Annotated in this window: 24 protein-coding genes and 1 other RNA gene; 14 read left to right on the top strand and 11 right to left on the bottom strand. The window is 49.0% G+C overall.

Features of this window, described 5'->3' with window-relative positions; genetic code table 11:
• Window positions 1–1,067 precede the first annotated feature (1,067 nt).
• Both H6G89_RS23675 and H6G89_RS23670 read right to left on the bottom strand, forming a co-directional pair.
• A complete protein-coding gene (locus H6G89_RS23675) occupies window positions 1,068–1,517 on the bottom strand; it encodes a GNAT family N-acetyltransferase (protein WP_190511058.1) in 450 nt (149 codons plus the stop codon).
• A gap of 231 nt (window positions 1,518–1,748) precedes the next feature.
• Window positions 1,749–2,084 (bottom strand): hypothetical protein, encoded by a 336-nt coding sequence (locus H6G89_RS23670; protein WP_190511056.1) that lies wholly within the window; start codon window positions 2,082–2,084, stop codon window positions 1,749–1,751.
• 203 nt (window positions 2,085–2,287) lie between these two features.
• Here H6G89_RS23670 and H6G89_RS23665 point away from each other — a divergent pair, with 203 nt between their 5' ends.
• The 3 genes from H6G89_RS23665 (at window position 2,288) to H6G89_RS23655 (ending at window position 6,545) form a co-directional block, all read left to right on the top strand.
• A complete protein-coding gene (locus H6G89_RS23665; protein WP_190511054.1) occupies window positions 2,288–2,533 on the top strand; it encodes a hypothetical protein in 246 nt (81 codons plus the stop codon).
• A gap of 161 nt (window positions 2,534–2,694) precedes the next feature.
• Window positions 2,695–3,078, top strand: a complete 384-nt coding sequence (locus H6G89_RS23660) for an alr0857 family protein (protein ID WP_190511052.1) — start codon at window positions 2,695–2,697, stop codon at window positions 3,076–3,078.
• A gap of 1,478 nt (window positions 3,079–4,556) precedes the next feature.
• On the top strand, window positions 4,557–6,545 hold the full coding sequence (locus tag H6G89_RS23655) for a sensor histidine kinase (RefSeq protein WP_190511050.1): 1,989 nt from the start codon (window positions 4,557–4,559) through the stop codon (window positions 6,543–6,545).
• A 411-nt stretch (window positions 6,546–6,956) separates the two neighbouring features.
• Here the strand turns inward: H6G89_RS23655 and H6G89_RS23650 are convergent, their stop codons facing one another.
• The 4 genes from H6G89_RS23650 to H6G89_RS23635 all read right to left on the bottom strand — a co-directional run bounded on the left by H6G89_RS23650 (window position 6,957) and on the right by H6G89_RS23635 (window position 10,083).
• Window positions 6,957–8,021, bottom strand: coding sequence for a Gfo/Idh/MocA family protein (locus H6G89_RS23650; protein WP_309230090.1), 1,065 nt, complete (start codon window positions 8,019–8,021; stop codon window positions 6,957–6,959).
• Between the two features lie 60 nt (window positions 8,022–8,081).
• Entirely contained in the window at window positions 8,082–8,792 is a 711-nt protein-coding gene (gene rnc, locus H6G89_RS23645; RefSeq protein WP_190511048.1) for a ribonuclease III, read from the bottom strand.
• A gap of 15 nt (window positions 8,793–8,807) precedes the next feature.
• Window positions 8,808–9,252: RNase P RNA component class A (gene rnpB, locus H6G89_RS23640), an RNA gene on the bottom strand.
• A 156-nt stretch (window positions 9,253–9,408) separates the two neighbouring features.
• The gene (locus H6G89_RS23635) at window positions 9,409–10,083 is read right to left on the bottom strand and encodes a hypothetical protein (RefSeq protein ID WP_190511046.1); all 675 of its coding nucleotides are present in this window, start codon (window positions 10,081–10,083) and stop codon (window positions 9,409–9,411) included.
• Window positions 10,084–10,279: 196 nt separating this feature from the next.
• Between H6G89_RS23635 and H6G89_RS23630 the strand changes: the two genes are divergently transcribed.
• From H6G89_RS23630 to H6G89_RS23605, 6 genes are all read left to right on the top strand, one after another.
• Entirely contained in the window at window positions 10,280–11,464 is a 1,185-nt protein-coding gene (locus H6G89_RS23630; RefSeq protein ID WP_190511044.1) for a BMP family ABC transporter substrate-binding protein, read from the top strand.
• 131 nt (window positions 11,465–11,595) lie between these two features.
• A complete protein-coding gene (locus H6G89_RS23625; protein ID WP_190511043.1) occupies window positions 11,596–12,708 on the top strand; it encodes an ABC transporter permease in 1,113 nt (370 codons plus the stop codon).
• A gap of 205 nt (window positions 12,709–12,913) precedes the next feature.
• A complete protein-coding gene (locus H6G89_RS23620; protein ID WP_190511041.1) occupies window positions 12,914–13,849 on the top strand; it encodes an ABC transporter permease in 936 nt (311 codons plus the stop codon).
• Between the two features lie 139 nt (window positions 13,850–13,988).
• Window positions 13,989–15,008 carry a formamidase gene (locus H6G89_RS23615; protein ID WP_190511039.1) on the top strand — a complete coding sequence of 340 codons (1,020 nt, stop codon included), beginning with the start codon at window positions 13,989–13,991 and terminating at the stop codon, window positions 15,006–15,008.
• Window positions 15,009–15,280: 272 nt separating this feature from the next.
• Window positions 15,281–15,970, top strand: coding sequence for a biuret amidohydrolase (gene biuH / locus H6G89_RS23610; protein WP_190511037.1), 690 nt, complete (start codon window positions 15,281–15,283; stop codon window positions 15,968–15,970).
• 143 nt (window positions 15,971–16,113) lie between these two features.
• Window positions 16,114–17,676 (top strand): ABC transporter ATP-binding protein, encoded by a 1,563-nt coding sequence (locus tag H6G89_RS23605; protein WP_190511036.1) that lies wholly within the window; start codon window positions 16,114–16,116, stop codon window positions 17,674–17,676.
• Window positions 17,677–17,728: 52 nt separating this feature from the next.
• Here the strand turns inward: H6G89_RS23605 and H6G89_RS23600 are convergent, their stop codons facing one another.
• Window positions 17,729–18,088, bottom strand: a complete 360-nt coding sequence (locus H6G89_RS23600; protein WP_190511034.1) for a four helix bundle protein — start codon at window positions 18,086–18,088, stop codon at window positions 17,729–17,731.
• Between the two features lie 147 nt (window positions 18,089–18,235).
• Here H6G89_RS23600 and H6G89_RS23595 point away from each other — a divergent pair, with 147 nt between their 5' ends.
• Genes H6G89_RS23595 through H6G89_RS23585 form a run of 3 tightly spaced genes read left to right on the top strand, consistent with a single transcriptional unit; the run spans window position 18,236 to window position 20,625 of the window.
• Window positions 18,236–18,931 (top strand): cysteine hydrolase family protein, encoded by a 696-nt coding sequence (locus H6G89_RS23595; RefSeq protein ID WP_190511032.1) that lies wholly within the window; start codon window positions 18,236–18,238, stop codon window positions 18,929–18,931.
• Window positions 18,932–18,963: 32 nt separating this feature from the next.
• Window positions 18,964–19,368, top strand: a complete 405-nt coding sequence (locus H6G89_RS23590; RefSeq protein ID WP_190511029.1) for an allophanate hydrolase-related protein — start codon at window positions 18,964–18,966, stop codon at window positions 19,366–19,368.
• Window positions 19,369–20,625 carry a URC4/urg3 family protein gene (locus H6G89_RS23585; RefSeq protein ID WP_190511027.1) on the top strand — a complete coding sequence of 419 codons (1,257 nt, stop codon included), beginning with the start codon at window positions 19,369–19,371 and terminating at the stop codon, window positions 20,623–20,625.
• Between the two features lie 75 nt (window positions 20,626–20,700).
• On the opposite strand, the gene H6G89_RS23580 is transcribed toward H6G89_RS23585, so the two are convergent.
• Entirely contained in the window at window positions 20,701–21,960 is a 1,260-nt protein-coding gene (locus tag H6G89_RS23580) for a GTP cyclohydrolase II (RefSeq protein WP_190511026.1), read from the bottom strand.
• Window positions 21,961–22,217: 257 nt separating this feature from the next.
• Here H6G89_RS23580 and upp point away from each other — a divergent pair, with 257 nt between their 5' ends.
• Both upp and H6G89_RS23570 read left to right on the top strand, forming a co-directional pair.
• A complete protein-coding gene (upp, locus tag H6G89_RS23575; protein ID WP_190511024.1) occupies window positions 22,218–22,853 on the top strand; it encodes a uracil phosphoribosyltransferase in 636 nt (211 codons plus the stop codon).
• Window positions 22,854–23,583: 730 nt separating this feature from the next.
• Window positions 23,584–24,387, top strand: coding sequence for a glycosyltransferase family 2 protein (locus tag H6G89_RS23570; RefSeq protein WP_190511022.1), 804 nt, complete (start codon window positions 23,584–23,586; stop codon window positions 24,385–24,387).
• Between the two features lie 8 nt (window positions 24,388–24,395).
• On the opposite strand, the gene H6G89_RS23565 is transcribed toward H6G89_RS23570, so the two are convergent.
• From H6G89_RS23565 to H6G89_RS23555, 3 genes are all read right to left on the bottom strand, one after another.
• Window positions 24,396–24,533 carry a hypothetical protein gene (locus tag H6G89_RS23565; protein WP_190511020.1) on the bottom strand — a complete coding sequence of 46 codons (138 nt, stop codon included), beginning with the start codon at window positions 24,531–24,533 and terminating at the stop codon, window positions 24,396–24,398.
• 166 nt (window positions 24,534–24,699) lie between these two features.
• Window positions 24,700–25,374 carry an energy-coupling factor ABC transporter ATP-binding protein gene (locus H6G89_RS23560; RefSeq protein WP_190511018.1) on the bottom strand — a complete coding sequence of 225 codons (675 nt, stop codon included), beginning with the start codon at window positions 25,372–25,374 and terminating at the stop codon, window positions 24,700–24,702.
• An 87-nt stretch (window positions 25,375–25,461) separates the two neighbouring features.
• Window positions 25,462–25,737, bottom strand: a complete 276-nt coding sequence (locus tag H6G89_RS23555; protein WP_190511016.1) for a hypothetical protein — start codon at window positions 25,735–25,737, stop codon at window positions 25,462–25,464.
• Between the last annotated feature and the right edge of the window lie 359 nt (window positions 25,738–26,096).

Here is a 26,096-nt window from a genome sequence, read left to right as displayed (position 1 = left end):
AACAAATCTCAATGCAGATATATAGCAACCCTAAATGATTTGTGAAAGTGCCCGCCCGATGGGCGGGCACTTTCACAAATCACCTTTTTCAGAAATCAGATAGGACTGCTATAGTTGCCCTATTTGATTGGTGAAAAAGTTGGTTTACGAGAGTGCCTCCTCAAAGGGCAGACACTTTCGCAAGCCACTTTGGATTGCTATACCTGTCTACTCAGCCATAGATACTTCGCTGGATGAATTGTTAAGAAGATGAATCTTATGGCACTATAGCGTGTCATCAGTTGTGCAGAAAGTCCCATCGACTGTAAGCATCAAGGATTGAGCTAAAAGGATCTTCAAAAAGGTAAGAGAGTCATATTTGAGAAAAGACTTCGCTATGAAGTATTTTTCACCCGTTAATTAGCATTTCAAGGTTCAAATCACCACCTTAAAACGTCACTTCCAACAACATGAGGTCCTTAGCTCATCGCTTATTCATACCACTTCAGTGTCTTCATTAAATGAGGTAGTAATACCCAATGAATTACCCCACATTACTACTGAATGAGTTTAATCCTTTCTTGGGTTTGTGTTCTTTAACAATACTGACTGAAAGGTTAGGCATTTCTTGCCAACAACGTTGACAAAACCAATAGATGCTATTGTTGCAAGCATGACGGAGCAACTGTTCTGAGCAACAAGGACAGGTATTCATAACATTTTAAAGGGGGTTAAGAACAAAGTAGATAAACGATCAGACTTCGATTTAAAGACCTATTTCTACTATTTCTTTAGCATGACGATCCCATGCTCGAAACACAAGGAGGAACCTACCTAACGAGACGGGTAATACTCCCCATAAAATTTAGTGAACAAGTTGCGAGTCTCTGCTCAAGAACTATTAACAATTGTGGGGATTAGCAGACTTTTTCGGGATGAGTTCACGCACGAATGAACTTATTCTTAATTTCAAAAAATCAGGGTTTAAGCAAGCGTTAAAATGTGACGAAAATAACAAAAATCGTCTTTGATCACGTCACCTGAAACCAATGAAATTCAGCTCCTGTTGTCTCTAGTCTAATGACTCTTCAATGAAATGGAACAGGGTTTTTGATTCTCATTTCAATGTGAGGAATTCCTGCTTCGTCAAATTCTTCACCATATTGTTGAAAACCAAGCTTTTCATAGAAAGTCTTGGCATGAACTTGAGCGTTAATTTTTATTTCGGGAATTTTTTGATGATTGAGAAAGGCGATCGCACAGTCCATAATCTGCTTGCCGATCCCTCGTCCTCGATAAGCAGGTATCACAGCAACCCGTTCAATCTTTGCCAGACTGTCACTCAAATACCGAATTCTGGCTGTACCAATCGGCTTGTCATCTGCATAAGCCAATAGATGGGTAGCCTCGTCATCCTGGCCATCAAAATCAATATCGGGGTCAACACATTGTTCGACTTGAAAAACGGTATGTCGAATCGTTTGGATAGCGATCATTGCCTCAGAATAGGCAACGATTTCAAGGGTGACAGTATTCATTCAGTTGGGGTAACGCTATTAACAGTAGCCGCATTCATCGAGATGGGCATTTGGGTCAATCCTGTAGCGATTTTAGTCGTCTAGATACCCATCTCGATATAGCAACCTAGTTAATCTTCCAACTGATTGACGATAGTTGCATCACGATGGCAAACAAAGCCTTAGCTACGAGGCAAAGCAGTTTCCTCATGAGAAGGTTGACTAGTGGCTTCGTCTCCATCCGTAAAACTCTCATGAGGCTAGACTGCTAACACTCAAAGGTATCATTTCGCCTGTGGTCGTTAACCCTAACAACATTGGCTCTTGAGGTTTGATCACAGTACCTGTGAGGGCACATCTCTCTTCACGTTGGGCGATCGCACTAGCACTGGCTCGAATCTGGTCACGGGAGACTTGGGGCTGATAGTCTCCTGATTTTTGCTGCACATAGTGCCACAACACATCTCGAATAAGTGCTTGATACCCCTGATTGCCCGCTAAATCTTTCAGCTTTTCCTTGAGTTCTCGCTCCAGGCGAATGCTGGTGACTTCCATTTCTGTAGTGGCAGTACGACTGAGGGTATACATTTTTACTTCTCCTAAAGGTTTACCGTTTCAAGGGTTGACATCGAAAGTGAGAGAAAAAGTTTGCCTAAAATTCTGGACACTTTCGTAATACAAGTGTAGTATGTTGACAGCTAGATGCAAGTGTTACTCCCGCAAGATTCTTAAATCGGTCTGCCGCGAGGGTCACTCTCTGGATAATCAATGCAAAAGCTAGGGTTCACAAGATGAGTTACCAAACTGCACAACAGTTAGCCCAATATCCGCTCAATCTGGTTGGCATTTGCCATCGCCAGTTGGATTGGAGGGGCTTATTGGTGGGCATTGGCTTTAGCTCGTTTAGCGATCGCATTGGCTCCACGGAGTCCCCCATTCAGCTAGGCGGCATGGCTAATTCAGCCCTGTTCCTAAAGAAACCAGCCCTCCGAGGGCAAAGCGGGAGGTACAGATTCAGAACTGCTGTACCCATATAGGTTAAAAGCACTCTAACTGAGTTCTTGCTTAACCCCCGCTTCTCGGAGTTAGAAGCGGGGGATTCTGCTGTCAGTCTCGGAATTCGACACGCGATGTCATGAAGTCTTGTTGAAACAGTTCTGGTGTGAACGCCACAATCTCAAATTGAGGAAGTCCCAGTATGCTGAAATTGACCTATACCGAAACGACTGTGCACTTAGAGCAAATTGCACAATCGCTAGAAGAATGGATTGCACTGCGGGTTATTTTGTCGGTGCGGATGGCTCAGCGCATGGTTCTAGAACAGGGTAGTGCTTCTATTTTGCTACCTACCGATTTAGTGCAACTCCACGCTTTAGAGCAAGCTGTGCGGCAAGAACCCGGTCATGGGTTAGAGTTGGCGATCGCTGATGAGTCCTATGTGGAAATCAGCTTTAAGGGAATTTGGTTGCTTGCACCTCAAGAGGGCTTGGGCGTGTTTGTTGCGGCTTTGAGCCACCGCACGGAGTTTGTTCTAGTCAAACTTTGGCAGGACACCTACGCTGACATCCCATCCTTGCGTTGAAGGTTAATCAGTGCTGGAAGCTCTCAAAATTGGGAGCTTCTAAACTGCCACCCCAGCTTTGGAGCTTTCCCCCAGGGGGGACAAATTCAAAAGGGCTACATACCTTGCTTCTGGAATCAGGATTTTGGTGGTTGAAACCGCCGCTACAGCAACTTATTGAGTGTTGAGGACTGAGAGCTGAGGCTGAAAAGCTGGCTACATCACGCTTAAAACTTAGAGCCGTCCCAACAAAACGTCATACCGATTTAATGGTTGATGGTGGCAGATCACTGGGTAGGGGCGTTTCGCGAAACGCCCTTACGGAATCATGTGCAGCGAAGCCAATTCAAATTGGTATCAGTTCGGTTTAAGAGCCCGGCGAATGAATTCACCAGGGCCTTCACCCAAACTGATGGTAGATAAATAAAAAGCCCGGAGGTTCCGGGCGTAGGTCGTTCTAGAGCGTTAATTGACAGAATACAGTAGTTAACTCTGCTGCCACTTCACCCATCTTGCTCACCTAATCAGGTGATGTTAATTCGTACTACTGGCTTTGTGTCTCAGGTATACTGCTCTCTGTATTTCCGGGATAGACAAGATTGAACGTCAATGCCGTAAGACACGCCAATGCAATGATTGCCAGGAGTCTTACAGCAGTCTGCTCATTGATGGTTAATTTCATACTTCAGATCAAATACTTCCTAAAACTGCTGCTTGATGCCAAGTTTGCTCATTCATCCAAGACACTGTCATTGAAGCTTGGGAGGGATAAGTGATCGAAAAGCTCACAAGTTGTAGCTTTGATGGTTTTAGCGATCGCCGACCTAGTTAGCTGGTGTGAATAAAGGAAATTTGCTTGATTAGTAACACCCTTGTGCGATCGCCGCAAATTAAACACCCTGAACTCCCGATGTAGTCAGATGTAGTCACACATTTTCCAATCTGAGAATCCCAGGTTTTTGGCAAAAGGCCAGTGATCCAACGCAGGGTTTACTTGTGATTCTGATCTCATTGCAAGGTGATACCGATCATTGGCAAGTGCAATATCCTAGCTTTGGTCAAAAAGCTTAAGGCAAAGACAATGGCTCAAACCCTGATTGCAGGAAGGTTTTCGGTTCACCTCCGCCCCATTAAATGTAGCTACAGCTAAACTAGGTCTTTAGCTTCTATGCAAGGGAAAACGTATCACCATCCATGCTGCTGAGTTTTTGACAGTCATCTTGCCCTTAAACAATCAGCAATCGTTTGCTCTCATCTGTCACAACGGCAATTCTCTATCCCATCCTGATTCAGGACTGCTATATTAGGCTTTTGAGCCAATGTGAGTTTCGTGTATCAATTGCTTTGGGTGTTTAGTTGACTTCGGCAGGTACATTTATTTCTTTATGCAGATGAAGAGTCATTGAAAAACTCTCCTTTTTGTACAGATGTTCCCCCTTCCGAAGCTAATTGAATATTAATCTGTAAAAGCAGGTTCCGTGCCCCTGGGTAGAATCGATATGGCTATGCTAGGTCAATCCTCCTTTCGCCGCATCCTATTATCACGAATTCTCATTTTCAGTATTCCCATCCTGTTGCTAGGCGTGGCGGTGACCTTTCGCAAAGCTCGCACTAGCCTACTCGATACTGCCCGCCAAAACTTGATGGAGAGTGCGATTCGTAAGGCGGATACAATTCAGTCTTCGCTTGAGGCACTGCAAACCAGTCTGGCGATCGCCAGTCAAACATCACTGCTGCAATCCGGTTCTAAGCCTGCCTCTCAAGCCTTATTGACCGAGCTGTTGCCCCAACTGCCTACCGATATCCGTTGTTTGCAGTTGACCGATTTGCAAACTAAGCAGCTGATTGCCAGCACTTGTGGCTCCGAAGTGCTCGTGTCTGTTGACCAGGCTACTTTCTCCCCGACACCCTCTGAAGATGACCTGCTCAGAGCTCATCTGTTAAACATCGATACCTCCAATCGAGAGAACCAGGGGACAATGCAGAGCCAACTGACGCTTGAGATGAGCACGCCAGTCTATGTAGATGGAAAACTGCGATATAGCCTGACAGCTCAGGCGGTTGTCAAACAGCTTGAGAGTGCTGAACCATGGTCACTACTCGGCTACACCGTTGTCATTGACCAGGACGGTACCTTCCTGGCACATCCCCTTCCAGAATGGCTCGGACGCAACATGTCAGAAGCATCTGATGCCGAGCGATACGAAAATATCGTCTCCAGTGCCATGCGCGATGAGCGAGCCACTCGCCATTTATTTGATTTTGTTGGTGACGAAACGGAGTGGTTGGCTGGGTTTACCCCTGTTGAAATTCCCATCTCTGCAACCGAAACGCATACATGGGTAGTTTTAGCCGTCACCCCATTAGATAACGCACTGCAAGGCTTGCAGTCGATTACTCAAATTCTCTTCATTTTGACGACAGGATTAGTATCGGCTCACCTGCTGGCAATGCTTTACATGGCGCGTGATTTGTCTCGTCCAATTGAGCAGTTGGGTAAATATGCCCGTCGCATTCATAAACGGGGTCCACTAGAACGAGCACCGAAGAATTTTAAAATTCGAGAGCTAAACCAACTATCAGGAGTTCTCGATAACATGGTCAGCCGTCTAGAAGAACGCGCTAGAGAGCTAGAGGCAGCATGGCAAGAAGCCGAGGCAGCCAACCAACTTAAAAGTGAGTTTTTGGCGAACACATCACACGAGCTACGAACTCCTCTAAACGCCATCATTGGCTGCATTCGTCTGGTACAAGATGGGTGCTGTGATACACGAGAGGAAGAACGAGAATTTTTAGAGCAAGCGGATAAGGCGGCTGTTCACCTGCTCAAAATCATCAACGATCTACTCGATATTCGACGAATTGAGGAAAAAGGGTTGCCCCTTTCGGTCGAATTGGTTGATTTGCGAACGATCATCAAGGAAGTAATTGATATTCAAGCTGTTCAAATTCAACAAAAAGGGTTGCAACTAACTGTACCTGAATTGTTTTACCCAATCATGGTACGAGTTGATCCGGCACGCTTAAAGCAAGTGCTGCTCAATGTTGTGTATAACGCCACTAAATTTACTGACAAAGGCGGCATTACGATTAGAACTCGCGTCGAAACTGCTGTCGGTGTGCCGCTAGACGCTGACGAGCAGAATGGGCGGCAAACTCAGGAACATTCCGAATCGTGGATTGTCATCTCGGTTCAAGATACTGGAATTGGGATTGATCCAGCGCAGCAGCACAAACTCTTCCGTCCCTTTGTCATGGTAGACGGCACAACGACCCGCAAGTATGAGGGTACTGGTTTAGGACTGGCTATCTCCCGAAATCTGGTTGAGATGATGGGTGGCAGCATTATGCTTCAAAGTGAGGGGTTAGATAAGGGAACAACCGTTGAGATTGCCCTACCGATTGTCGATGCGCCTGAAGTCCCGTCGGATGCTTCTAAGGTTGATGGTACGCCAGAGGTATCAACCCCCGTCAGCCAAAGAAGCTAGACAACGTCAGTTCGGTTTAAGAGCCTGATGAATCATTCGTGGCTATGAAAGCGAAGTCTGCCGACGCGGACTCCGGAAGATGCAGGCTTTAATACCAATTTGAATTGGCTTTGCTGCACATGATTCCGTAAGGGCGTTTCGCGAAACACCCCTACCCAGTGATCTGCGACAATCAAACATTAAATCGGTATAACGAACCAATGCAGGACTGAGGATTGAGAACTGAGGCTGAAAGACAGAGCATCACATTCAGCCACGCCGTCCTAATAAGCCATTCAGTTGCTATAGCGGCGGTTTTAACCGTCAAAACCCTGATCCCGAATTCACATTTATAGCCGGAGCCACACTCGATGGGGCGGAGGCGAGTCGGGCAGCAGCCCCAGTATCCGGGGTTGAGCCATTGCCTTTGCCTCAAGCTTTCTGACCAAAGCTATATTCAATCTCTACCGTCTGCCCACCCTTGTTGAGTGAGGTTGTGAGAGCACTGAGGATACGAACGAGTTGAGTACCCACCCATCCCGATGAGATAGAGGAGGGATTGTTTTGCTGGGCACAGGTGAGGAAGTGATCGCATACCTGTCGTAATGGCTCCGCTGGTTCCAGAGGTAAGGGTTGGGGAGGTTGGGTGATGGGCAAAAACTGGTCTTGCGATCGCTCCAGGTGTCCGGGTTGCAGTGTGAGCGGAGCAGCCGTCGCCAGTTCGTCAAAAATCAGCGTGCCCTGATCACCGACAATGCAAAGTCGCCGCTGTTTGTCGGGGTTACACCAGCAGAGATGAATAGAGGCTTGAAACCCATTGGGATAGAGAAGTTCAACGTTGACCAGGTCGGATAGACCCTGGGGAAAGATCCGGTTGTCGGTCGAGTGGGGTTGCAACCAAACCTTGCCTTTTGCCTGAACATGGGTAGGACTGGCTCCCAACCAATAGTTCAAGATAGCGATGTCATGAATGGCTAGATCCCAGAGAGCATCGACATCCTGACGGACGGGCCCCAGGTGAGTGCGTGTGGCGTACCCGTAGCGCAATTCACCCAACAGGTTGTCTTGCATTGCCTGTCTACCCCGTTGCACAGCGGGATGAAACAAATAGGTGTGGTCAATGACAAGTTGTCGGTGCTGATGTTCAGCAAGCCGACAGAGGTCGAGACATTCCTGTTCATGAAGGGTGAGGGGTTTTTCGGCAAGGACGTGGTGTCCTTGTTTGAGAGCCGCTTGGATGAGTTCAAAGTGAGTTGTGGCGGGTGTAGCGATCGCCACAGCGTTGACTCCCAAAGCTTGTAGCGCAGTCTGCCAGTCAGTGGTTAAAGTGATGTCCGAGGAAAGGTTAAACCGCTGGGTCAGGGCTTGTAGGCGATCGGGATGGGGATCAGCGATCGCAACGACCTTTGCCTGGGGATGATCTAAAAAATTGCGGATGAGGTGAACTCCCCATCGTCCTGCGCCAAAAATCGCAATGCCCAGTGGTTGCTGTTGCACAATTCGAGTCTCCTACACCTGCTCTTTTATGAGTGCCCGCACCCTGGACTGAAGTAACGCTCAAACGACCTTTTGTAAGGTCAGGAAGGCAACTTTGGCAGCAGCTTGTTCGGCAGCTTTTTTAGATTGCCCTTTGCCCTGCCCCAATTGTCGCCCACCGAGCCAAACTTCCGCCACAAACCGCTCGGCATCTCCGTAAGCTTGCCCGACTTCCGTCACGCGATATTCGGGGAGCGTTTGATGATGTGCCTGTGTCCAAGCTTGTAATGCACCTTTGTAGTTTTGTAGGGTGGGGTCACGCCGAATCACGTCTGTCATGTGCTGCAAATGCCCGCTAAGCCAGGGACGCACCAAATCGAGGGTATGCGTACTGAGATAGAGCGCGGCTAATAGGGCTTCAAAGGCAGCCGCTAATCGTGTCTCACGACCGACTTTGTCGTTAGAGGTATGGGCACTCATCAAGAGGTAGCGATCGAGCCCATAACTCTCAGCGATTTGGGAAAGGATGCGATCGCTCACCAGAGCAGACCGAATGGCGGCTAGTTCTCCCTCATCTGCGTCAGGATACATCTCAAACAAAAATTCAGCGGCAGCCAGACGGATTACCGCATCTCCCACAAATTCCAATCGCTCATAGTTTGCCTCTGGCGACAGAGTAGGATGTGTCAACGCCAGATCAAGCAATTGCCATTGCACTGGGGCAGCGTCAGACAATCCCAGTTTTTGAATCAACTGCTGCAATTGTTTGTAACGACGAGGATCAACAGACATAGACAGGATTAGAAAGGGAAGAGCAGGACATAAGCCGGGTTCTGTTCTCTCAATGCTAAGCATTCAGAGGGCAGTTATCTATCTGGGACGTTTGTTACCAAACGCCTCTAGCGGTGCCATAAAGCGGAACAGGAAAAAGACCAACCCTTGTTCCTCCGACCTTGCTCCCAACCGGGGTTTACCGAGCCAACACCTCACGATGTTGCTGGTGCGCTCTTACCGCACCTTTGCACCCTTACCTGTGAAAGGCTAAGGGCTAAAGGATGAAGGCTAAAAAAAGATCAATTTATCCTTCATATCCTTCCTCCTCTATCCTTTCCATCGGCGGTATGTTTCTGTGGCACTATCCTCACGATCGCTCGCACTGGGCGTTACCCAGCAAGTCTGGTCTTTTGGGAGTCCGGACTTTCCTCAGATGACCTCCCGTAGAGAGGTATCCGCAACCGCCTGCGCCTACTCTTGCCCTATCTTTAGTTTACGTCGTGCGACGGCAGAGGACAGAAGAGTAGCTGAGGAGATGGGTAGGGGAAGAGATAGGTGAGCGGGTTATGAGGTTTGAATTCTTTTTTCCTTTTTATCCCTCATCCTTTCCCTATCTCCCTTATCCTTTCCCTATCTACCGTTTCCAGGGTAAGTACTCACTCAACGGCACACGCTTAATCGAGAATTGGCAATTTAGCATGTGTAAAGCATTGGGGCGATCTTCCACAACATCGTCTGCAATCCACACGGCGAGCCGCATCGAGAACTTGATATCGGATGTGGAGCTTAAAAACGCCGCTTTGGCGGGAGGAGGTAGGGCAGCGATCGTCACTAACGGACCTTTCGGCTCAAGGGCGTTGTTGGCATTGACTTTCAATAAGTCTTCCGCACTGACCCGCTCGCGAATCACGCCTCCCGGTGGAATCACGCTGAATACTTGCCGTTGCGATAGATCAACCCGGCGATCGGGCGGAAAGCGAATCACTCGACGCGATCGCCCATCGGATTGAATCGAACAGCGATCCCAATCGATCTCCAAAGTTTTGTCTTTAGACTTGTTCGCCACAGTGATGCCCAGGTCTTGGGGTTGGTCAAAGGTATATCGCCCACCAAACCCGAAATTAACATCGATCACATCCTTTAACTGTCGTTCGGCGAGTTGACTATCGAGCCCGGCTTTGTCAAAGGTAATGATCGTCTGCTCTTCCACGTATTCTGAAATTGACTGATATGCCCGGTACAGCACGTAAGCGACGGAAATCAAATACACCGCCACAATAATCACGTCGAGCTGTTGTCGTGAGGTCATAATCAGCGATCGCAGGGAATTTCAAGCAGTCTATCCCACCCTAGTACATTAGAACCGCAAATCCGCTTTCTTCCCGATTTCTTCCCGAATTTTTCCCAAATTATTCACGTGCTTCCTGTACCCTACTGAACTCAACAGGCATGTCAGAACAAGCTCTGAGCCGCACAACTCAATTCCACTACTCTGGAGCGAAGCAGTGAGCAGTAATCGGTTTTTAGGTTTATCTCGTCGTCAAGTGATTCGTGGTCTGTTAGCCACAACTGCATTTGGGGTTACAGCAAAGCTAGGGACTGCGTGTAGCGGTGAACCTGCTGCCTCAGGGGATGCTGCTGGTGGGGGTGAAGGGCTGACGATTGGTTTTATCTACGTTGGTCCTAAGGATGACTACGGCTACAACCAGGCACACGCTGAGGGTGCTGCCGCGATGTCAAGCAAGTTGGGTTGGGTCAAGTTAGTCGAAGAAGCGAACGTTCCTGAGACAACCGCTGTAGCCGAATCGATGCGGAGCATGATCGACATCGATGGTGCAAAAGTTTTATTCCCCACGTCGTTTGGCTATTTTGACCCGCACATTCTCAAGATGGCGGAGGAATATCCAGATGTACAGTTCTTCCACTGTGGTGGTTTGTACGTCGAAGGAACCCATCCCAAGAATGTGGGCAGCTATTACGGCTACATTGACGAAGCACAATACGTTGCAGGCGTTGTTGCAGGAACCATGTCCAAGTCCGGCAAGTTGGGCTTCATTGGGGCGAAACCAATTCCTCAGGTGTTGCGGAATATCAACAGCTTTACGCTGGGTGCTCGCAGTGTGAACCCTGCAATCACAACTCAAGTAGTGTTCACGGGCAACTGGGCAGAACCAATCAAAGAAGCAGAAGCTGCAAACAGCATGGCAGACCAGGGCATTGATGTGCTGACCTGCCACGTAGACAGTCCCAAGGTTGTGATGGAAACCGCAGAGAAACGCGGCATCTTTAGCTCTGGCTATCACGCGAACCAGATCCAACTCTCGCCCCAGGGTTACCTCACTGGAGCCGAGTGGGATTGGGTGAACATCTACACTCAACTGGCAGAGGACATCAACTCCGGTAAGAGCCTGATGGATGGCAGCATCCCTCACCTGCTACGGGGTGGCTTGAAGGATGGATTCTGTAAGATCTCCGATTACGGTCCTGCGGTGACGGAAGAAGCCAAGGCAGCAGGCGAAGCCGCCAAAGCCCAACTGATGGACGGCAGCCTGGTGATCTACAAAGGCGAATTGAAGGACAACCAGGGCAACGTCGTGATTGCCGCTGGAGAAGAGTTGAAGCAGCAAGACCCCAAATTGGAAGGAATGAACTACCTGATTGAAGGGGTAATTGGCTCGGTTGGAAGCTAAGTGAAGTAGGGAGAAAGGCTGAAGGATGAAGGATAAAAGTGGCTCTGCAACCTTTGTCTACATTCCATCCTTTAGCCCTTATCCTTCACCCTTTTTATTCGTCCTTTAGCCCTTATCCTTCATCCTTTCCTATGAACAGCTATGCCTGGCGGCGCACATTAGAGTCGATCGTATTGCCAGTTTCGGCATTGATCTTTTCGTTGATTTTGTTTGGTGTGTTTTGTGCTCTGGCGGGGGCGAATCCTTTTGCGGTGTATGCCTCGATCTGGAAGGCAGCCTTTGGCAGTTGGAGCACCTTGCAGAATAGTCTGATTCGAGCGGCTCCTTTGATGTTGTGTGCGTTGTGTACCGCACTGCCGGCTCGATTGGGACTGGTGATTATCGGAAATGAGGGGGCGTTGGTCGTTGGAGGGTTAGCGGCGATCGCGGTTGGTCTGTCTCTCGCGGATAGCTTACCTGGAATCGGCGTACAGCTGGGTATGGCGATCGCCGGGATGATTGCGGGCGGTGTCTGGATCGCGATCGCAGGTGCATTGCGTCACTATCGAGCGGTAAATGAGACAATCAGCAGTTTGTTGTTGAACTATGTGGCGATCGCCCTGTTAAACCATCTGGTAGGTGGTCCCTGGCGTGACCCCAGTTCGCTCAACAAGCCATCCACATTCCCGCTGCCTGAGGCAGACATGATGGGCAGCATCCCCGGAACGCGAGTTCATTGGGGTTTGATTTATGGGTTGGTTGCGTGTGTTATTGCCTATGTGTTGATTCAACGCACAACCTTTGGGTTTGCGGCTCGTACCGCTGGAGGCAACATTCGAGCCGCTCGAATTGCAGGGCTACCTGTGGGGCAATTGACGATCATCATTTGCTTCCTGGCTGGCTCCTGTGCAGGGTTAGCAGGCATGGTCGAAATTGCCGCTGTGCAGGGTGCAGCGAATGAGTCGTTGAACGTGGGTTATGGCTACGGTGGCATTTTAGTTGCCTTTGTGGCACGACATAACCCCCTGGCAGCGTCAGCCGTATCTCTGCTCCTGGGTGGAATTTTGGCAAGTGGTGGTATCTTGCAGCGATCGCACAATCTGCCGGATGCAACGGTGCTGGTGTTCCAGGGCTTGGTCTTCCTGGTCGTAATGTACAGCGACTCCTTGTATGGTCGGTTTGCCTTCTTTAAGGAAAAGCCAACCATTGTGGCTCCGCCATCTCCACCCCCGACACCCGGTCAAGAGCCTGTAGTCGTCCAGTAGGAGTGAAGCATTCGGTTCAACTATCTAGTCGTGCTTCAGATCTGTTACTACTGCCCCCGGCTGTCGCCGTCCCCCTTGCCCAGAAGGACTACAGGAGGTTCTTACGGAGGCTATTAGCAGGTTTGGAACACCATCGAAACTTTGAACCAAACGCTTTACTAGTGCCAATCATCTTCTCAAGCAATCTAGTAGGAAATTTAGTGCGATGACAGCAGAAGCAGCAGAAGCATTGGGATGGTGGGGTGTGCCGTTGGCGATCGCCGCCGGAACCATGCGCGGTGGCACTCCATTCTTGTTTGTCAGTTTGGGCGAGTGCCTGACTGAAAAAAGCGGCAAAATCAACCTCGGTCTGGAGGGGGTTTTGCTCACGGGAGCCATGAGTGCCTATGGCATCTCCTACCTCACAGGTTCTCCCTGGTTGGGGGTGCTGGTTGCCGGGATTGCAGGTTGCTTCTTAGGCGCAATTCATGGTTGGCTCTCACAGCAACCCAGGGTTAACGATGTGGCAGTCGGCATTGCCATGATCATTTTTGGGAGTGGCATTGCTTTCTTCTTAGGAAAACCGTTCATTCAACCCTCCGCACCACAGTTGCCGACGATAAATCTGGGCGGTGATGGGTTAGCTCCGGCTCTACAAGCGGCGTTGCAGATCAGTCCTTTATTTTTGCTGGGGTTGGCGATCGCCCCCATCATGCAGTGGTTCTTCCAATCCACCCGCTGGGGTCTGTTCATCCGGGCAGTGGGCGACAGCCCCGAAGCCGCAAGAGCAATGGGCGTTTCCATTTTCCAGGTGCGGATGTTGAGTGTGATCGCAGGCAGCTTTTTAGCTGGAATTGGTGGTGCATCCCTCTCGCTCTACTATCCCGGTGTGTGGACAGAGCGCATCTCTAGCGGTCAGGGATTGATGGCGGTTGCCCTGGTGATTTTTGCCCGGTGGAACCCCATTCAGTGTCTCTGGGCATCGCTGCTCTTCGGTGGCGCACAAGCTCTAGGACCTGCGCTGCAATCCGTCGGCATCAAGGAAGGCTATTACCTGTTTAACGCTGCTCCCTATGTGTTGACTCTTCTGATTATGATTCTCACCTGCTCACCGAAAAAGACACTAACGGGTGCCCCCGGAGCCTTGGGGACAGACACCTAGGAAGGAAGGATAAAGGATAAAAGCTGAAGGATAAAGGAACGAACATTCCTCTGCTCTCTACACTTTTATCCTTTATCGTTCATCATTTATCCTTTCTTCTCATCCTTTATCGTTCATCGTTTATCCTTTCTTCTTTGCTATGAGCGGACTTGGTGGACTCAACAAATCTCCAAACGGTGTTGTGCTAGGGATGGTACAACTGCAACTTCCTAACGTTGTGACTCCCGACGATTTAGCTGGCCAGACCCAACGCATCTGCAATATGGTCGGGAAAGCTCGCCGAAATATGCCAACGATGGATCTGGTGGTGTTTCCAGAATATGCGCTGCACGGGTTGTCGATGGATACCAACCCAGAGATTATGTGCAAGTTGGACGGGCCAGAGATGGCAGCATTCAGCCAAGCCTGCCGTGATAACCAAATTTGGGGTTGCTTTTCCATCATGGAATACAACCCCAACGGCAACCCCTACAACAGCGGCATTATTCTCGACGACAAAGGGGAAATGCGGCTCTACTACCGCAAACTCCATCCCTGGGTGCCTGTAGAACCGTGGGAACCGGGGAATATTGGGATTCCTGTCTGTGAAGGACCCAATGGCAGTGCGATCGCCCTGATCATTTGCCACGACGGCATGTTCCCAGAAATGGCTCGCGAGTGTGCCTACAAAGGAGCAGAGATCATGATCCGCACCGCAGGCTATACCGCTCCCATTCGTCACACCTGGCAAATCACCAATCAGGCAAATGCCTTCTGCAACCTGATGTATACCGCTTCCGTATGCATGTGCGGCAGTGATGGCACCTTTGACTCCATGGGTGAGGGAATGTTCGTCAACTTTGACGGCACGCCTCTAGTCATGGGCAGTCACCGTCCCGACGAGATCATCACAGCGGAACTGCGACCCGACCTCGTGCGCGAAGCCCGCAAGCACTGGAGCGTTGAAAACAACATTTATCAATTTGGACATCGGGGCTATGTCGCGGTTAAAGGCGGTGCTCAAGATTGCCCCTATACCTACATGCAAGACATGGTGAACGGCAGCTATCGCCTCCCCTGGGAAGATGAAGTCGTTTACACCGACGGCACCTCGTGTGGATTTCCTGCTCCCACCCGGCTTTATCACGGAGAGGAGTTAACCGCCATTTTGAAAGGATAAAAGTTGAAGGATAAAGGATAAAAGTTGAAGTTCTGCAAGCGTTAGTGGTCAGGAGTCAGTGGTCAATGGTCAATAGTTAGTGGTCAGGAGTCAATGGTCAATAGTTAGTGGTCAGGAGTCAGTGGTCAGGAGACATCGTTAAACCTTGATCCCCGCCATTTCATCCTTTAGCCTTCATCCTTCTTCTCTCCTTCCTCTTTTTTTATCCTTTTTCTTTTTTCTCTCTTCTTTTATCCTTTATCCTTCATCATTTATCCTTTTTCCCTCTTCCTATGCCCCTCTACGTCAACGCCGAACCCTACAAATATCCCTACAACGGAGATTTGCGCCCCGAAAATACGGCACTGATCATCATCGACATGCAAACCGATTTTTGCGGTCAGGGAGGCTATGTCGATCAGATGGGCTATGACCTCTCACTGACTCGTGCCCCGATCGCCCCACTTCAGCGGCTTTTGAGTGTCATGCGAGAGGGAGGTTACACCATCATCCATACTCGTGAGGGACATCGCCCTGACCTGTCAGATTTGCCGGAGAACAAACGGTGGCGATCGCGCCAGATTGGAGCAGGCATCGGTGATCTGGGTCCCTGTGGCAAAATTCTGGTGCGCGGCGAACCCGGTTGGGAGATTATTCCTGAGCTAGCTCCCCTCCCCGGTGAACCCATCATCGACAAACCGGGCAAGGGTTCCTTTTATGCCACTGACTTAGACATGCTGCTCAAGCTCAAGGGCATTCAAAACGTCATCCTCACTGGCATCACCACCGATGTTTGTGTCCACACCACCATGCGCGATGCCAACGATCGCGGCTACGAATGCCTACTACTCTCCGACTGCACCGGAGCCACTGACTATGGCAACCATCTCGCTGCCCTCAACATGATCAAAATGCAAGGCGGCGTGTTTGGAGCCGTGTCCGACTCAACTGCCTTACTAGAAGCCATACAGCCAAAAGGCTAAAGGATGAAGGCTAAAGACGGAAATTTATAAACCTTGAAACCCATCCCTACTATCTCAACTCTTTTTTTCATCCTTCTTCTTTCATCCCTCATCCTTCTTCGTTTTTTCATCCTTTATTGTTCATCCTTTATCCTTTCCCTCCTATGACTGAAATCATTGATACCCGAAAGTCTCAAGCTCCCTCGACAACGACAGCCCTCAAACCTGCTGAATTGCAAGTCGTCAACATGACCAAACAATTTGGCTCATTGGTGGCACTGGATAACGTTTCAATGACCATTAAACCGGGGAGTTTTCATGCTCTTTTAGGAGAGAACGGAGCCGGAAAAAGCACTCTAGTGAAGTGCATCATGGGCTTCTATACGCCTACCTCTGGTGATATTTATATCGACGGCAAAAAGGTAGCCATTCCCAATCCCAAAGATGCTCACAAGTTTGGCATTGGCATGGTGTATCAGCACTTCACCTCTGTGCCTGCGATGACCGTGGCAGAAAACCTCGTCCTCTCCCGGTTTGACAACACCAAGCTGATCAACTGGAAAAAGGAAATGGAAGGGTTACGGGCATTTATGGAAACCTCACCGTTTCAGGTGCCTCTGGAAACACCGATCGCCCAACTTGCCGCCGGACAAAAGCAAAAGCTGGAGATCCTCAAGCAACTCTATCTCCACAGCCGCATTTTGATTTTGGATGAGCCAACCTCCGTCTTGACCCCCGGTGAGGCAGATGAAGTGCTGGGCTTACTCCGCGAACAAGTCACAGCAGGACAGTTGAGCGTGTTGATGATCTCCCACAAATTCCGGGAAGTCATGGCATTTGCCGATGAGATCACGGTACTCCGCAAGGGCAAATTTGCCGGACATGGGTTGGTCAAAAACCTCACCGTGTCTGACATGGCAGAGATGATGATGGGTGAGAAGAAAGAACCAAAACCCGTTGAGAAAGTGGTGCATCCGGAAGCCGTGCCTGTTCTGCAAATCAAAGAAATTCACGCCAATAAGGACAATGGGATTGAGGCAGTCAAAGGTGTATCTTTAACCGTCCACGCAGGTGAGATCGTCGGGATTGCAGGCATCTCTGGCAACGGTCAACGGGAATTAGTAGAAGTGTTGGCAGGTCAACGCGAAGCCACGTCAGGGCAGGTGATCGTCAATGGCGAAATCTATGGCGCAACACGGGCTGAAATGTATAAGCATCGGGTGTTCTCCCTGCCAGAGGAACCCCTTCGTAACGCCTGTGTGCCGCACATGAGCGTCGCCGAAAATATGGCATTGCGGACGTTCGATCGCCCCCCTCAAGCGAAAGGAGTATTCCTGATTCTCGCAGCGATTCGCCAGATGGCACAGACCCTGATCGCTCAGTTCTCCGTCAAAACCCCATCCCACGAAACCCCCATCAGCAACCTCTCTGGGGGCAATGTACAACGCGCCGTTCTCGCTCGCGAACTGTCAGAGGATCACATTCGCCTGCTGATTGCCGCGAACCCCTGCTTCGGTCTGGACTTTGCCGCCGTTGATTTCATTCACGGTCAAATTGTCGATGCTCGAAATCGCGGTGTTGCCGTGTTACTGGTGAGCGAAGACCTGGACGAATTGCTCAAACTGAGCGATCGCATTGTGGTCATCAGCGGTGGTGAATTCGTCTACGAAAGCCCCATTGGTGAAGCCGACTTTGTGGCGATCGGTCACAGCATGGCAGGACATTAGAAGGAAGGATAAAGGCTAAAGGATGAAGGATAAAAGTAAAAGCTCAGTACTTCTAATGGTCAATCTTTCGAGTTTTTGCTGTTTTAACGCAAGCAGTGAGAATCGCATTTAATTCGTTTGCTTCCCCTAGAATCGCGTTAATTTGAATTGATTGAATCGTATTGGATTCTACGAGTAATTCAAGCCAATAAACTGTCTCCTCTAGCTCTTGAAGACCAACCTCTATTTTGCTGATGAGTTCGGCATTAGAGCGGCTCCGATTGGCTTCTCGATAATGTTCTCCAACAGATGTACCACTTCTTAGAACTTGATTCCCGATGATTTGAGCCACCGTGGATTTAGGTAGAGATTGATAGAGTTTAATGATTTGCAATGCAAATTGTTTAGTTCTCTGATTCAAATCTCTCCTCACATTGAATTCCTCTTAGGCAACATATTCTCTAACCCAAATTTAAGCGTTCTAATAGTTCATTCTTCCCTCTATCCCTGATGCCTTAACGATTTTTCTTCATTCTTCCCTTTTTATCCCTTATCCTTCATCCTTTATCCTTTTTTCCCTATGTCTTCTATTCCTGCTCAACCTTACGATTACGAATTGCCTCAGAACTTACATTCTTTGGCATTAATTATTATCGATATGCAACGCGATTTCATGGAGCCGGGTGGCTTTGGCGATGCGTTAGGAAATGATGTGTTGCGACTACAGGCGATCGTCCCCACGCTGAAGCAGTTGTTAGAAACCTTTCGGGCAAAGGGACTCCCTGTTTTTCACACGATTGAGTGTCACAAGCCTGATCTGTCCGATTGTCCTCCCTCAAAACTCAATCGTGGCAAGGGTTCCCTCAAGATTGGGGATGAGGGACCAATGGGGCGGATTCTAGTTATGGACGAACCCGGCAATGGCATCATTCCAGAGTTAGCCCCATTGCAAAATGAGACGGTGATTCTCAAACCCGGTAAAGGCGCGTTTTATGCCACACCATTAGAGACACTGCTGAAGGAGAAGGGCATCACCCATCTGCTGGTCACTGGAGTAACGACAGAAGTGTGTGTCCAGACGACCATGCGAGAGGCAAACGATCGCGGCTATGAGTGTCTGATGGTGGAGGACTGTACCGAGAGTTACTTTCCGGAGTTTAAGCAATCGACTTTAGAAATGGTGCGGGCACAGGGCGGCATCGTTGGCTGGACGGCTCCGGCAGCGGCTGTGATAGAGGCGTTGGAGTTAGCAACTCAACCTGCGATCGCCGTTTAGAAACGATATTGAGTGAGGAGTGAAGCTTCGGCATGGAAGCAATTAGTCTGGCAGTGAACGGCACCTTGATGCGGGGGCTGGCACTGAACCAAAACCTGTTGAATGCGGGTGCAACTTTTCTCCGCGAAACGTTGACAGAACCCAACTATCGCCTTTGGTCAATTAATGACTGTCATCCGGCAATGTTGCGCGTAACCCACGGCGGACGGGCGATCGCCGTTGAGGTGTGGGCTGTACCCACTGAGGGAATCTCCAGTATTCTGCTGCGCGAACCCCCCGGTCTTTGCATTGGTAAGGTGCGCCTGATTGATGGTGAAACCGTGTTGGGGGTGTTGGGTGAACCCTTTCTCTGCGAAAATCAGCAAGAGATTACGCAATGGGGCGGTTGGAGAGCCTACACGGCTGCCCTAAAAACCGAGAAGGGAATGAGAGTGTGAATGGTAGCCAATTTTGAGGGTGTGTCTCAGGCGGAGCAAGAGGCGATCGCCTATCTTCGCTCACCTCAAGCAATTCGCGATCGCTGTGATCAGTTGTTTGAGTTAGCTTGTCAAGATCAGTTGCAGCATTTTCGCTGTGACCTGAGCCAACTGGAACCGACCGCAGCCTTTGTGTTGCAGGTGATGCAAGCCAACTACCCCGATCTGCAAGTACCGTTTCACAGCCGTTGGCGGCATTTTGATGTGGGTGGGGTGGCGAGAGTCGTTCAGCTTCAGCAGCAGTTGGCTTCTCTCAGCCCATTAGAGCAAGCCAGAGCCAAGTTTGATCTGGCCATTGTCAGTGTGTTGCTCGATGCCGGAGCCGGAGCCGTATGGCAATACGTCGAAGCAGACTCCGGGCAAGTATTTCGACGATCGGAGGGGTTAGCGGTTGCCAGCTTTCAGATGTTCTGTCAGGGACTCTTCTCCAGCCATCCAGACCATCCCTTGCAGGTCGATGCAACCGGGTTACAACAACTCACTGAAACGACTCTGGCTCAAGGCTTTCAAGTCACAGATGAGAATCCTTTAGTGGGGTTAGAGGGGCGATTAGCGTTATTGCAACAACTGGGGCAAGCACTCCACAGTCATCCTCAACTCTTTGGTGAAACTAATCCCCGTCCCGGTTATCTGGTGGATTATCTAGCACAACGGACTGAGCAACACAAACTGGCTGCCAGCGAGGTGTTTGCAGCCGTGTTGCAGGGATTGAGTGAAATCTGGGCAGGTCGAGTGGCGATCGCTGGAGTCAATTTAGGGGACGTTTGGGCACATTCAGCCCTGCCCCAAGCGGCTCTCGGCTCAAACCTTGTCCCTTTTCACAAACTGTCTCAATGGCTGACCTATTCACTCCTGGAACCCTTGCAGGAGTTGGGCATCGAGATCACCGGATTGGATCAACTCACCGGATTAGCCGAATATCGCAACGGTGGACTGTGTTTTGACATGGGTTTGATCCAGGCAAAACACCCCAACGTGACCACACAACCACACCTCCCCAGTTCAGAGGTGATTGTCGAGTGGCGAGCACTGACTGTCGTATTGCTGGATGCGATCGCCAACACCATTCGCCAAACCCTCAACCTGACTCCCCAAGAACTTCCCCTGGTCAAAGTGCTAGAGGGCGGCACCTGGGCAGCAGGACGGGCGATCGCCGCTGAGAAGCGATCGGGAGGCACTCCCCCCATCCAGATTCAGAGCGACGGAACAGTGTTTTAAAGGCTAAAGGATAAGGGCTAAAGGATAAAAGGAGCTTTACCCCAAAACCTACTCCCCACTCCCTACTCCCTATTTCTAATAATCCCGTCCCTTCACCTGCGCCAGCAAATCTTGCTCTAAAACGCCATTGTCGGAGTAATAGCCAGCCGCTTTCTTGGCTTCAATCTCCACCTGAGCATCCGCCGGAATAAACTCTGGCGGAATCGGAATCCGCTGCACCACTTCGATGCCTGCATGAGTAATCGCGTTGTACTTCATGTTGCTCATCGAGACAAGTTGGTCAATCTTCGTGATGCCCAGCCAGTGCAACACATCTGGCATCAACTCCTGGAAGCGCATATCCTGCACGCCCGCGACACACTCGGTACGGATAAAATAGGCATCAGCGCGATCGCCCCCTTCCTGACGCTTCCGAGCGTTGTACACCAAAAACTTAGTGACCTCGCCCAACGCCCGCCCCTCTTTGCGGCAGTAGATAATGACGCCCGCACCCCCAGCTTGAGCAGTTTGAATGCACACCTCAATGCCATGCACCAGATAGGGGCGACAGGTACAGATATCAGAACCAAACACGTCCGATCCGTTGCACTCATCATGTACCCGCACCGCGAGGGGTTTTGTGGGATCAGTGATCGTCTCCACATCACCAATGATGTAAACCGTTGTCCCTCCAATCGGCGGTAAAAAGACCTGTAAATCAGGGCGCGTAACCAACTCAGGAAACATTCCGCCAGTTTGTTGAAACAGGATACGCCGCAGTTCCCATTCATCTACATTCAGGCGTTTAGCAATACCTGGCAAATACCACACGGGATCGATCGCAGCCTTGGTAACGAGTAGACTGCCATCGGGTTTCAGCAACTTACCATCGACCTTTAACCGCCCTGCCGCGATTTCATCCTTCAACTCCGGGATAGTGATGTGCGCTTTTGTCACCGCAATCGTAGGACGAATGTCGTAATCGCTGGGATAAAGAGCAGCAAACACCTCTCCGGCGATCGCCCCAAACGGGTCTAAGGAAACGATTTTGTCAGGGTCGCCCCAGGTAGGATGGGGTCCAATATGGACAATCGGCGAAGTATTCGTTAAGTCAGCCCGATGATCGGGATCTAACACTCCGCTCGCGACTGCCAATGCCCGATAAACGCTATAAGAACCGCCATGAGTGCCAATGACATTGCGACCAGCAACACTCCTGACAGAGCTGATAATGGGACCGCGATCGCGAGGGCTAGCGGCTCCCCACACAATAGGTGGCACCTTTGCACCAGCACTATTTTGATGGGACGTTAAGATAATATGCCTCGATCTTGGTTTTGGCTGATTTGCGGTCATATGAATAACGTTGCACCCTGCATACTGATGGTACAGTATTCTACTACTCAAGACCTTTGTAATTGTTATTCGTTTACACAATTAGTGACAATTAAGCGGTGACAATTAAGGCGACAGTTAAAGTGAGAAAATATGACCTCTCAATCCCTTGCAAAAAACTAAAGAAAAGGGGTCATAGACTGCTTGCTTATTTTGATTTTCACCTATAGAATATGTCATCTATTTTTTACTACTTTAGATAAATTGAGCTGATATCAATGGCAGCAGAGGTAATTGTCATTAACCACCCTTTGGTGCAGCACAAGCTAACGCTCATGCGCCAAAAGCAAACTCACACGCAAGATTTTCGGCGGTTACTGAAGGAAATTGCAATGCTCTTGGCATATGAAGTAACACGCGATTTACCCCTCAAATATGAAACAATTCAAACACCATTAACAGAGATGGAGGCTCCCGTCCTGGCAGCAGATAAAAGCATGGTGATTGTATCCATCATGCGGGCTGGCCAGGGTCTTTTAGATGGCATGTTGGAATTAATTCCAAATGCAAAAGTCGGGCATATTGGCTTATATCGAGAACCCATTACTTTAACTGCTGTTGAATATTACTTGAAATTGCCAATCGATGTAGAACAACGCGATATGTTAATTGTTGATCCCATGTTGGCAACCGGAAACTCTGCGATCGCTGCGGTCGATCGCCTCAAAGAATCTAATCCTTTGTCCATCAAATTCGTGTGCTTATTAGCAGCCCCGGAAGGGTTAAAGCATTTTCACGAACAGCACCCCGAAGTACCCGTATATACCGCTTCAATTGATCATTATCTAGATAAACACGGCTACATTATTCCAGGATTGGGAGATGCGGGCGATCGCCTCTACGGAACAAAGTAGATATCAATCTCAGCCTTTGTCAAATCACGACTCCAGACACGGTTCTGGAGTTTTGTTTTATCTACCAATCAATTACTCATTAATGATTAAGAGCAGCTATTCAGGGGTTACTCTTCCTGTAGAATAAATTACTGTAAAAGCTGCAACGCCTTACAGGTAAGGTAATCCTTCAAGTAAACTTCACCCCATTGACTCACCTTTACTTATTTTTGGAACGTAATATTAAGTCTTGAAAGTTTATTTTTGCTTTGTCTAAATTGTTGCAAAGCAACTTCCACAAACAAAGCTTCTGTTCAATTAAATCGACTTCAAAAAATTAGTTTGATATTGTGTCAATCATTCCAAAGCTAGAATTTTGCTGATATAAAAAATGGTAGAACAACCCAATATTATGAGTTCCATAACTTTTTCGTCAGCTTAGTACAACTTATTGTAAATAGGGGTGGGAATTTGGAATGCAGGGGTGGAACCTCTGGCTGCTGCCAATTTCATACCCTCTGGCTTCATTTCCGAACCCTATCTGTGAATAGCAGTACTTAGTATCTTTAGAAGCTTGAAGCATTGATTGTCTTCTAGCCATTCCATAGAAGAAGTGAGAGTTGTATCCCCGCCATCTCTCACAAATAATTCATTCACTTTGAATTAGAAATACTCTCCTTGGATCGGCAATGAATTCAATATTCCAATTGTGACCGATTGCTTATTCCTTAAAAACTGTGGAGAGGAACTCATGCTATCTTTTGTGATTCCGTTGCAAAGCCCTAAGGTTTCTAAATCGTGGGATACAGTCACACTGCTGTTTGAACGCACCCTTCGTTCACTCTGTAGTCAAACCTCACCCAACTTCAATATTGTGGTTGCTTGTCACGAACGACCGGAAATTGGGTTTCATCATCCCAATATCACTTACATCAATGTTGATTTTCCGGTACCAGCCGCCGATGTTCGCTTTGAAAAGGTGCGCGATCGCATGAAAAAGCATCTCACAGCACTCGAATATGCGTTGCGATCGCACCCCACCCATGTAATGAAAGTTGATGCCGACGATCTGGTCAGTCGTCACTTAGCCGCCTACGTCGATCAACATCCCAATGCCAACGGATGGTATATGCGGCAAGGCTATCTCTACGAGGAAGGAAGCCAGCAAATTTATTTGGCTCGCAATGACTTTTATAAACGCTGTGGCAGTTGTAATATTCTGCGTGCTGATCTAGCCAGAGTGCCAGAGGATCTACACGACCCAACCTTGGATTTTGCGAGCTATTACACTAAGCATTCAACCGTTATGAAGCTTCTCGCTCATCAAGGCAACCCACTAGAACCGTTACCCTTTGCTGGCGCACTATACACCTATGCGCATGGCGAAAACGCTTCTGGTAATCGCAACAAACCAACTACAGGACATGTGCTCCGTCGGGTTAAAACCTTTTTTGTCAATTTTCGTCCCCTGACTCCCTCAATTCGTGAGGAGTTTGGTCTATCAACGCTGCCTGTGTTAGCCCAACCACCCCAATTAGCTACACCAACCAAGTAGCACTAAATTTAACGTGAATTCGGGATCGGGATTTTGGCGGTTAAAACCACCGTTATAGAAGCGAAACCGACCTGCGTCGGTTCGTCAAATTCTGCACCTTCCAGAGTCCGCGTCGGCGGACTTCGCTCTGATAGCCGCGAATTCATTACATATATGAGTTGCGGCGTTGCTGATCTTGGAGATAAATTAGTCGCGAGCAGGATGCTCGCACTGGTTTAAACGATTCACCTGAAAGGAGTGTGAGCGTCTCGCTCACGTCTGTGTCAAAATAATCATCCCTCTATTCAGCAACGCCGGAATTACTACGGCTACCTATGCCGCAGGCGAACTGCTGATCAGTCGCTGCTTGAGCCGCTGTGGATCGCCTTGCTCAACAACACGCCCCTGTTCTAACAAAAAGGCTCCATCACAGTATTCCAGTTCATCTAGCCGATGCGTCACCCACAGGGCGGTTAGCCCACGGCTTTTCACCAGTCGTTGTACCTGAGCAACCAGATCAAGCTGGCTCTCTGGGTCTAACAACGCGGTTGGCTCATCTAACAGCAACACATCGCAATGACGCGCGATCGCCCCTGCCAGGGCAATTCGCTGTTTTTGCCCACCACTCAGGGCATAAATGGGTCGTCGCTGTAAATGCCACAGATTGACCGCTGTTAAAGCATCTTCAACCCGTTGCCGCACCTCCGCTAGGGATAGTTTTTCTTCTACCAGACCAAAGGCGACATCTGCGGCAACCGTCGGCATCACGAGTTGATGGTCGGGATTTTGAAACACAAACCCTACAGGTTTATGCAGCTCGATCTCCCCCGATTGGATGGGTAATAACCCCGCTAACAGCTTGAGCAAGGTGGATTTGCCACTGCCATTTGTGCCTAAGAGCATCCAAAATTGCCCCTTAGGCACTTCTAAGGAGCACGACTTCAACACGGGAGATTGGGTTGACCACTCAAAGCTGAGATCACGGATGGCGATCGCCGAATCACTCATAAAAGCAGCTCAAAAATGAGAACTAGTAAACACAACATTTTGGTGAGACGCAGATCTAGCCTAAGCCCCACCAAAATGACTCCATAACTAGGACTCAGCTGTCAATGCAAAAAATCCAGGAGGTCTACCCGATGATGTACCTGCGCCTGTCTTCTCAGAAAGCTGAACAGCCGAGATCTCGCTGACTAAAATGCCCATCTTCTTATCGGGCTGTTTTTCGCAGGTCAGTTCCAAAATGACAGGGTTACCAGACCGCATAGCATCCAAAACTTCTTTGTAAACCGTTTCAGCATCCTCTACTGTCTTGCGCTGCACAGACAACATCGCAGGAGTGTTTCTCAGAGCAATATCAATAATAAACATGAGCAATTCACTAGCTAGCTAAGGCATACCGATCTCTAGTATCTCAAATGTCTACAGAAGTTGCTCATCCTGGATAGAGATCCCCAACTTGGATCAGAAGGGATGAAAAATCTTAAAAGATATCGATATAATTCATAACAAGGTAAAGAAACGTAAATACTGTTCATATTCGATCCCATTTTTTGCATTACCGCAGAACATGGATAGAACAGTAAATTCAATCTGTACTCATAACTTAAATTTCGGAGATTCCGCGCTATGACCATAGCAATGGGGCGCGCGCAAGCAGAGCGAGGATGGTTTGACGTCCTCGATGACTGGCTCAAGCGCGACAGATTTGTATTCGTCGGCTGGTCAGG

Origin of the sequence: Oscillatoria sp. FACHB-1407 (genome assembly GCF_014697545.1) — a bacterium.
Taxonomy (GTDB): domain Bacteria; phylum Cyanobacteriota; class Cyanobacteriia; order Elainellales; family Elainellaceae; genus FACHB-1407.
This window is presented reverse-complemented; position numbering and strand designations above follow the sequence as displayed.

Excerpts from the sequence above, each read along its gene's own strand:
- H6G89_RS23590 (WP_190511029.1), top strand. The coding sequence starts at position 18,964 with ATGGAAGCAATTAGTCTGGCAGTGAACGGCACCTTGATGCGGGGGCTG.
- H6G89_RS23665 (WP_190511054.1), top strand. The coding sequence starts at position 2,288 with ATGAGTTACCAAACTGCACAACAGTTAGCCCAATATCCGCTCAATCTG.
- rnc (WP_190511048.1), bottom strand. The coding sequence starts at position 8,792 with ATGTCTGTTGATCCTCGTCGTTACAAACAATTGCAGCAGTTGATTCAA.
- upp (WP_190511024.1), top strand. The coding sequence starts at position 22,218 with ATGGCAGCAGAGGTAATTGTCATTAACCACCCTTTGGTGCAGCACAAG.
- H6G89_RS23615 (WP_190511039.1), top strand. The coding sequence starts at position 13,989 with ATGAGCGGACTTGGTGGACTCAACAAATCTCCAAACGGTGTTGTGCTA.
- H6G89_RS23660 (WP_190511052.1), top strand. The coding sequence starts at position 2,695 with ATGCTGAAATTGACCTATACCGAAACGACTGTGCACTTAGAGCAAATT.
- H6G89_RS23625 (WP_190511043.1), top strand. The coding sequence starts at position 11,596 with ATGAACAGCTATGCCTGGCGGCGCACATTAGAGTCGATCGTATTGCCA.
- H6G89_RS23655 (WP_190511050.1), top strand. The coding sequence starts at position 4,557 with ATGGCTATGCTAGGTCAATCCTCCTTTCGCCGCATCCTATTATCACGA.
- H6G89_RS23620 (WP_190511041.1), top strand. The coding sequence starts at position 12,914 with ATGACAGCAGAAGCAGCAGAAGCATTGGGATGGTGGGGTGTGCCGTTG.
- H6G89_RS23605 (WP_190511036.1), top strand. The coding sequence starts at position 16,114 with ATGACTGAAATCATTGATACCCGAAAGTCTCAAGCTCCCTCGACAACG.
- H6G89_RS23595 (WP_190511032.1), top strand. The coding sequence starts at position 18,236 with ATGTCTTCTATTCCTGCTCAACCTTACGATTACGAATTGCCTCAGAAC.
- H6G89_RS23560 (WP_190511018.1), bottom strand. The coding sequence starts at position 25,374 with ATGAGTGATTCGGCGATCGCCATCCGTGATCTCAGCTTTGAGTGGTCA.
- H6G89_RS23585 (WP_190511027.1), top strand. The coding sequence starts at position 19,369 with ATGGTAGCCAATTTTGAGGGTGTGTCTCAGGCGGAGCAAGAGGCGATC.
- H6G89_RS23580 (WP_190511026.1), bottom strand. The coding sequence starts at position 21,960 with ATGACCGCAAATCAGCCAAAACCAAGATCGAGGCATATTATCTTAACG.
- H6G89_RS23635 (WP_190511046.1), bottom strand. The coding sequence starts at position 10,083 with ATGACCTCACGACAACAGCTCGACGTGATTATTGTGGCGGTGTATTTG.
- H6G89_RS23675 (WP_190511058.1), bottom strand. The coding sequence starts at position 1,517 with ATGAATACTGTCACCCTTGAAATCGTTGCCTATTCTGAGGCAATGATC.
- H6G89_RS23570 (WP_190511022.1), top strand. The coding sequence starts at position 23,584 with ATGCTATCTTTTGTGATTCCGTTGCAAAGCCCTAAGGTTTCTAAATCG.
- biuH (WP_190511037.1), top strand. The coding sequence starts at position 15,281 with ATGCCCCTCTACGTCAACGCCGAACCCTACAAATATCCCTACAACGGA.
- H6G89_RS23670 (WP_190511056.1), bottom strand. The coding sequence starts at position 2,084 with ATGTATACCCTCAGTCGTACTGCCACTACAGAAATGGAAGTCACCAGC.
- H6G89_RS23555 (WP_190511016.1), bottom strand. The coding sequence starts at position 25,737 with ATGTTTATTATTGATATTGCTCTGAGAAACACTCCTGCGATGTTGTCT.
- H6G89_RS23565 (WP_190511020.1), bottom strand. The coding sequence starts at position 24,533 with ATGAATTCGCGGCTATCAGAGCGAAGTCCGCCGACGCGGACTCTGGAA.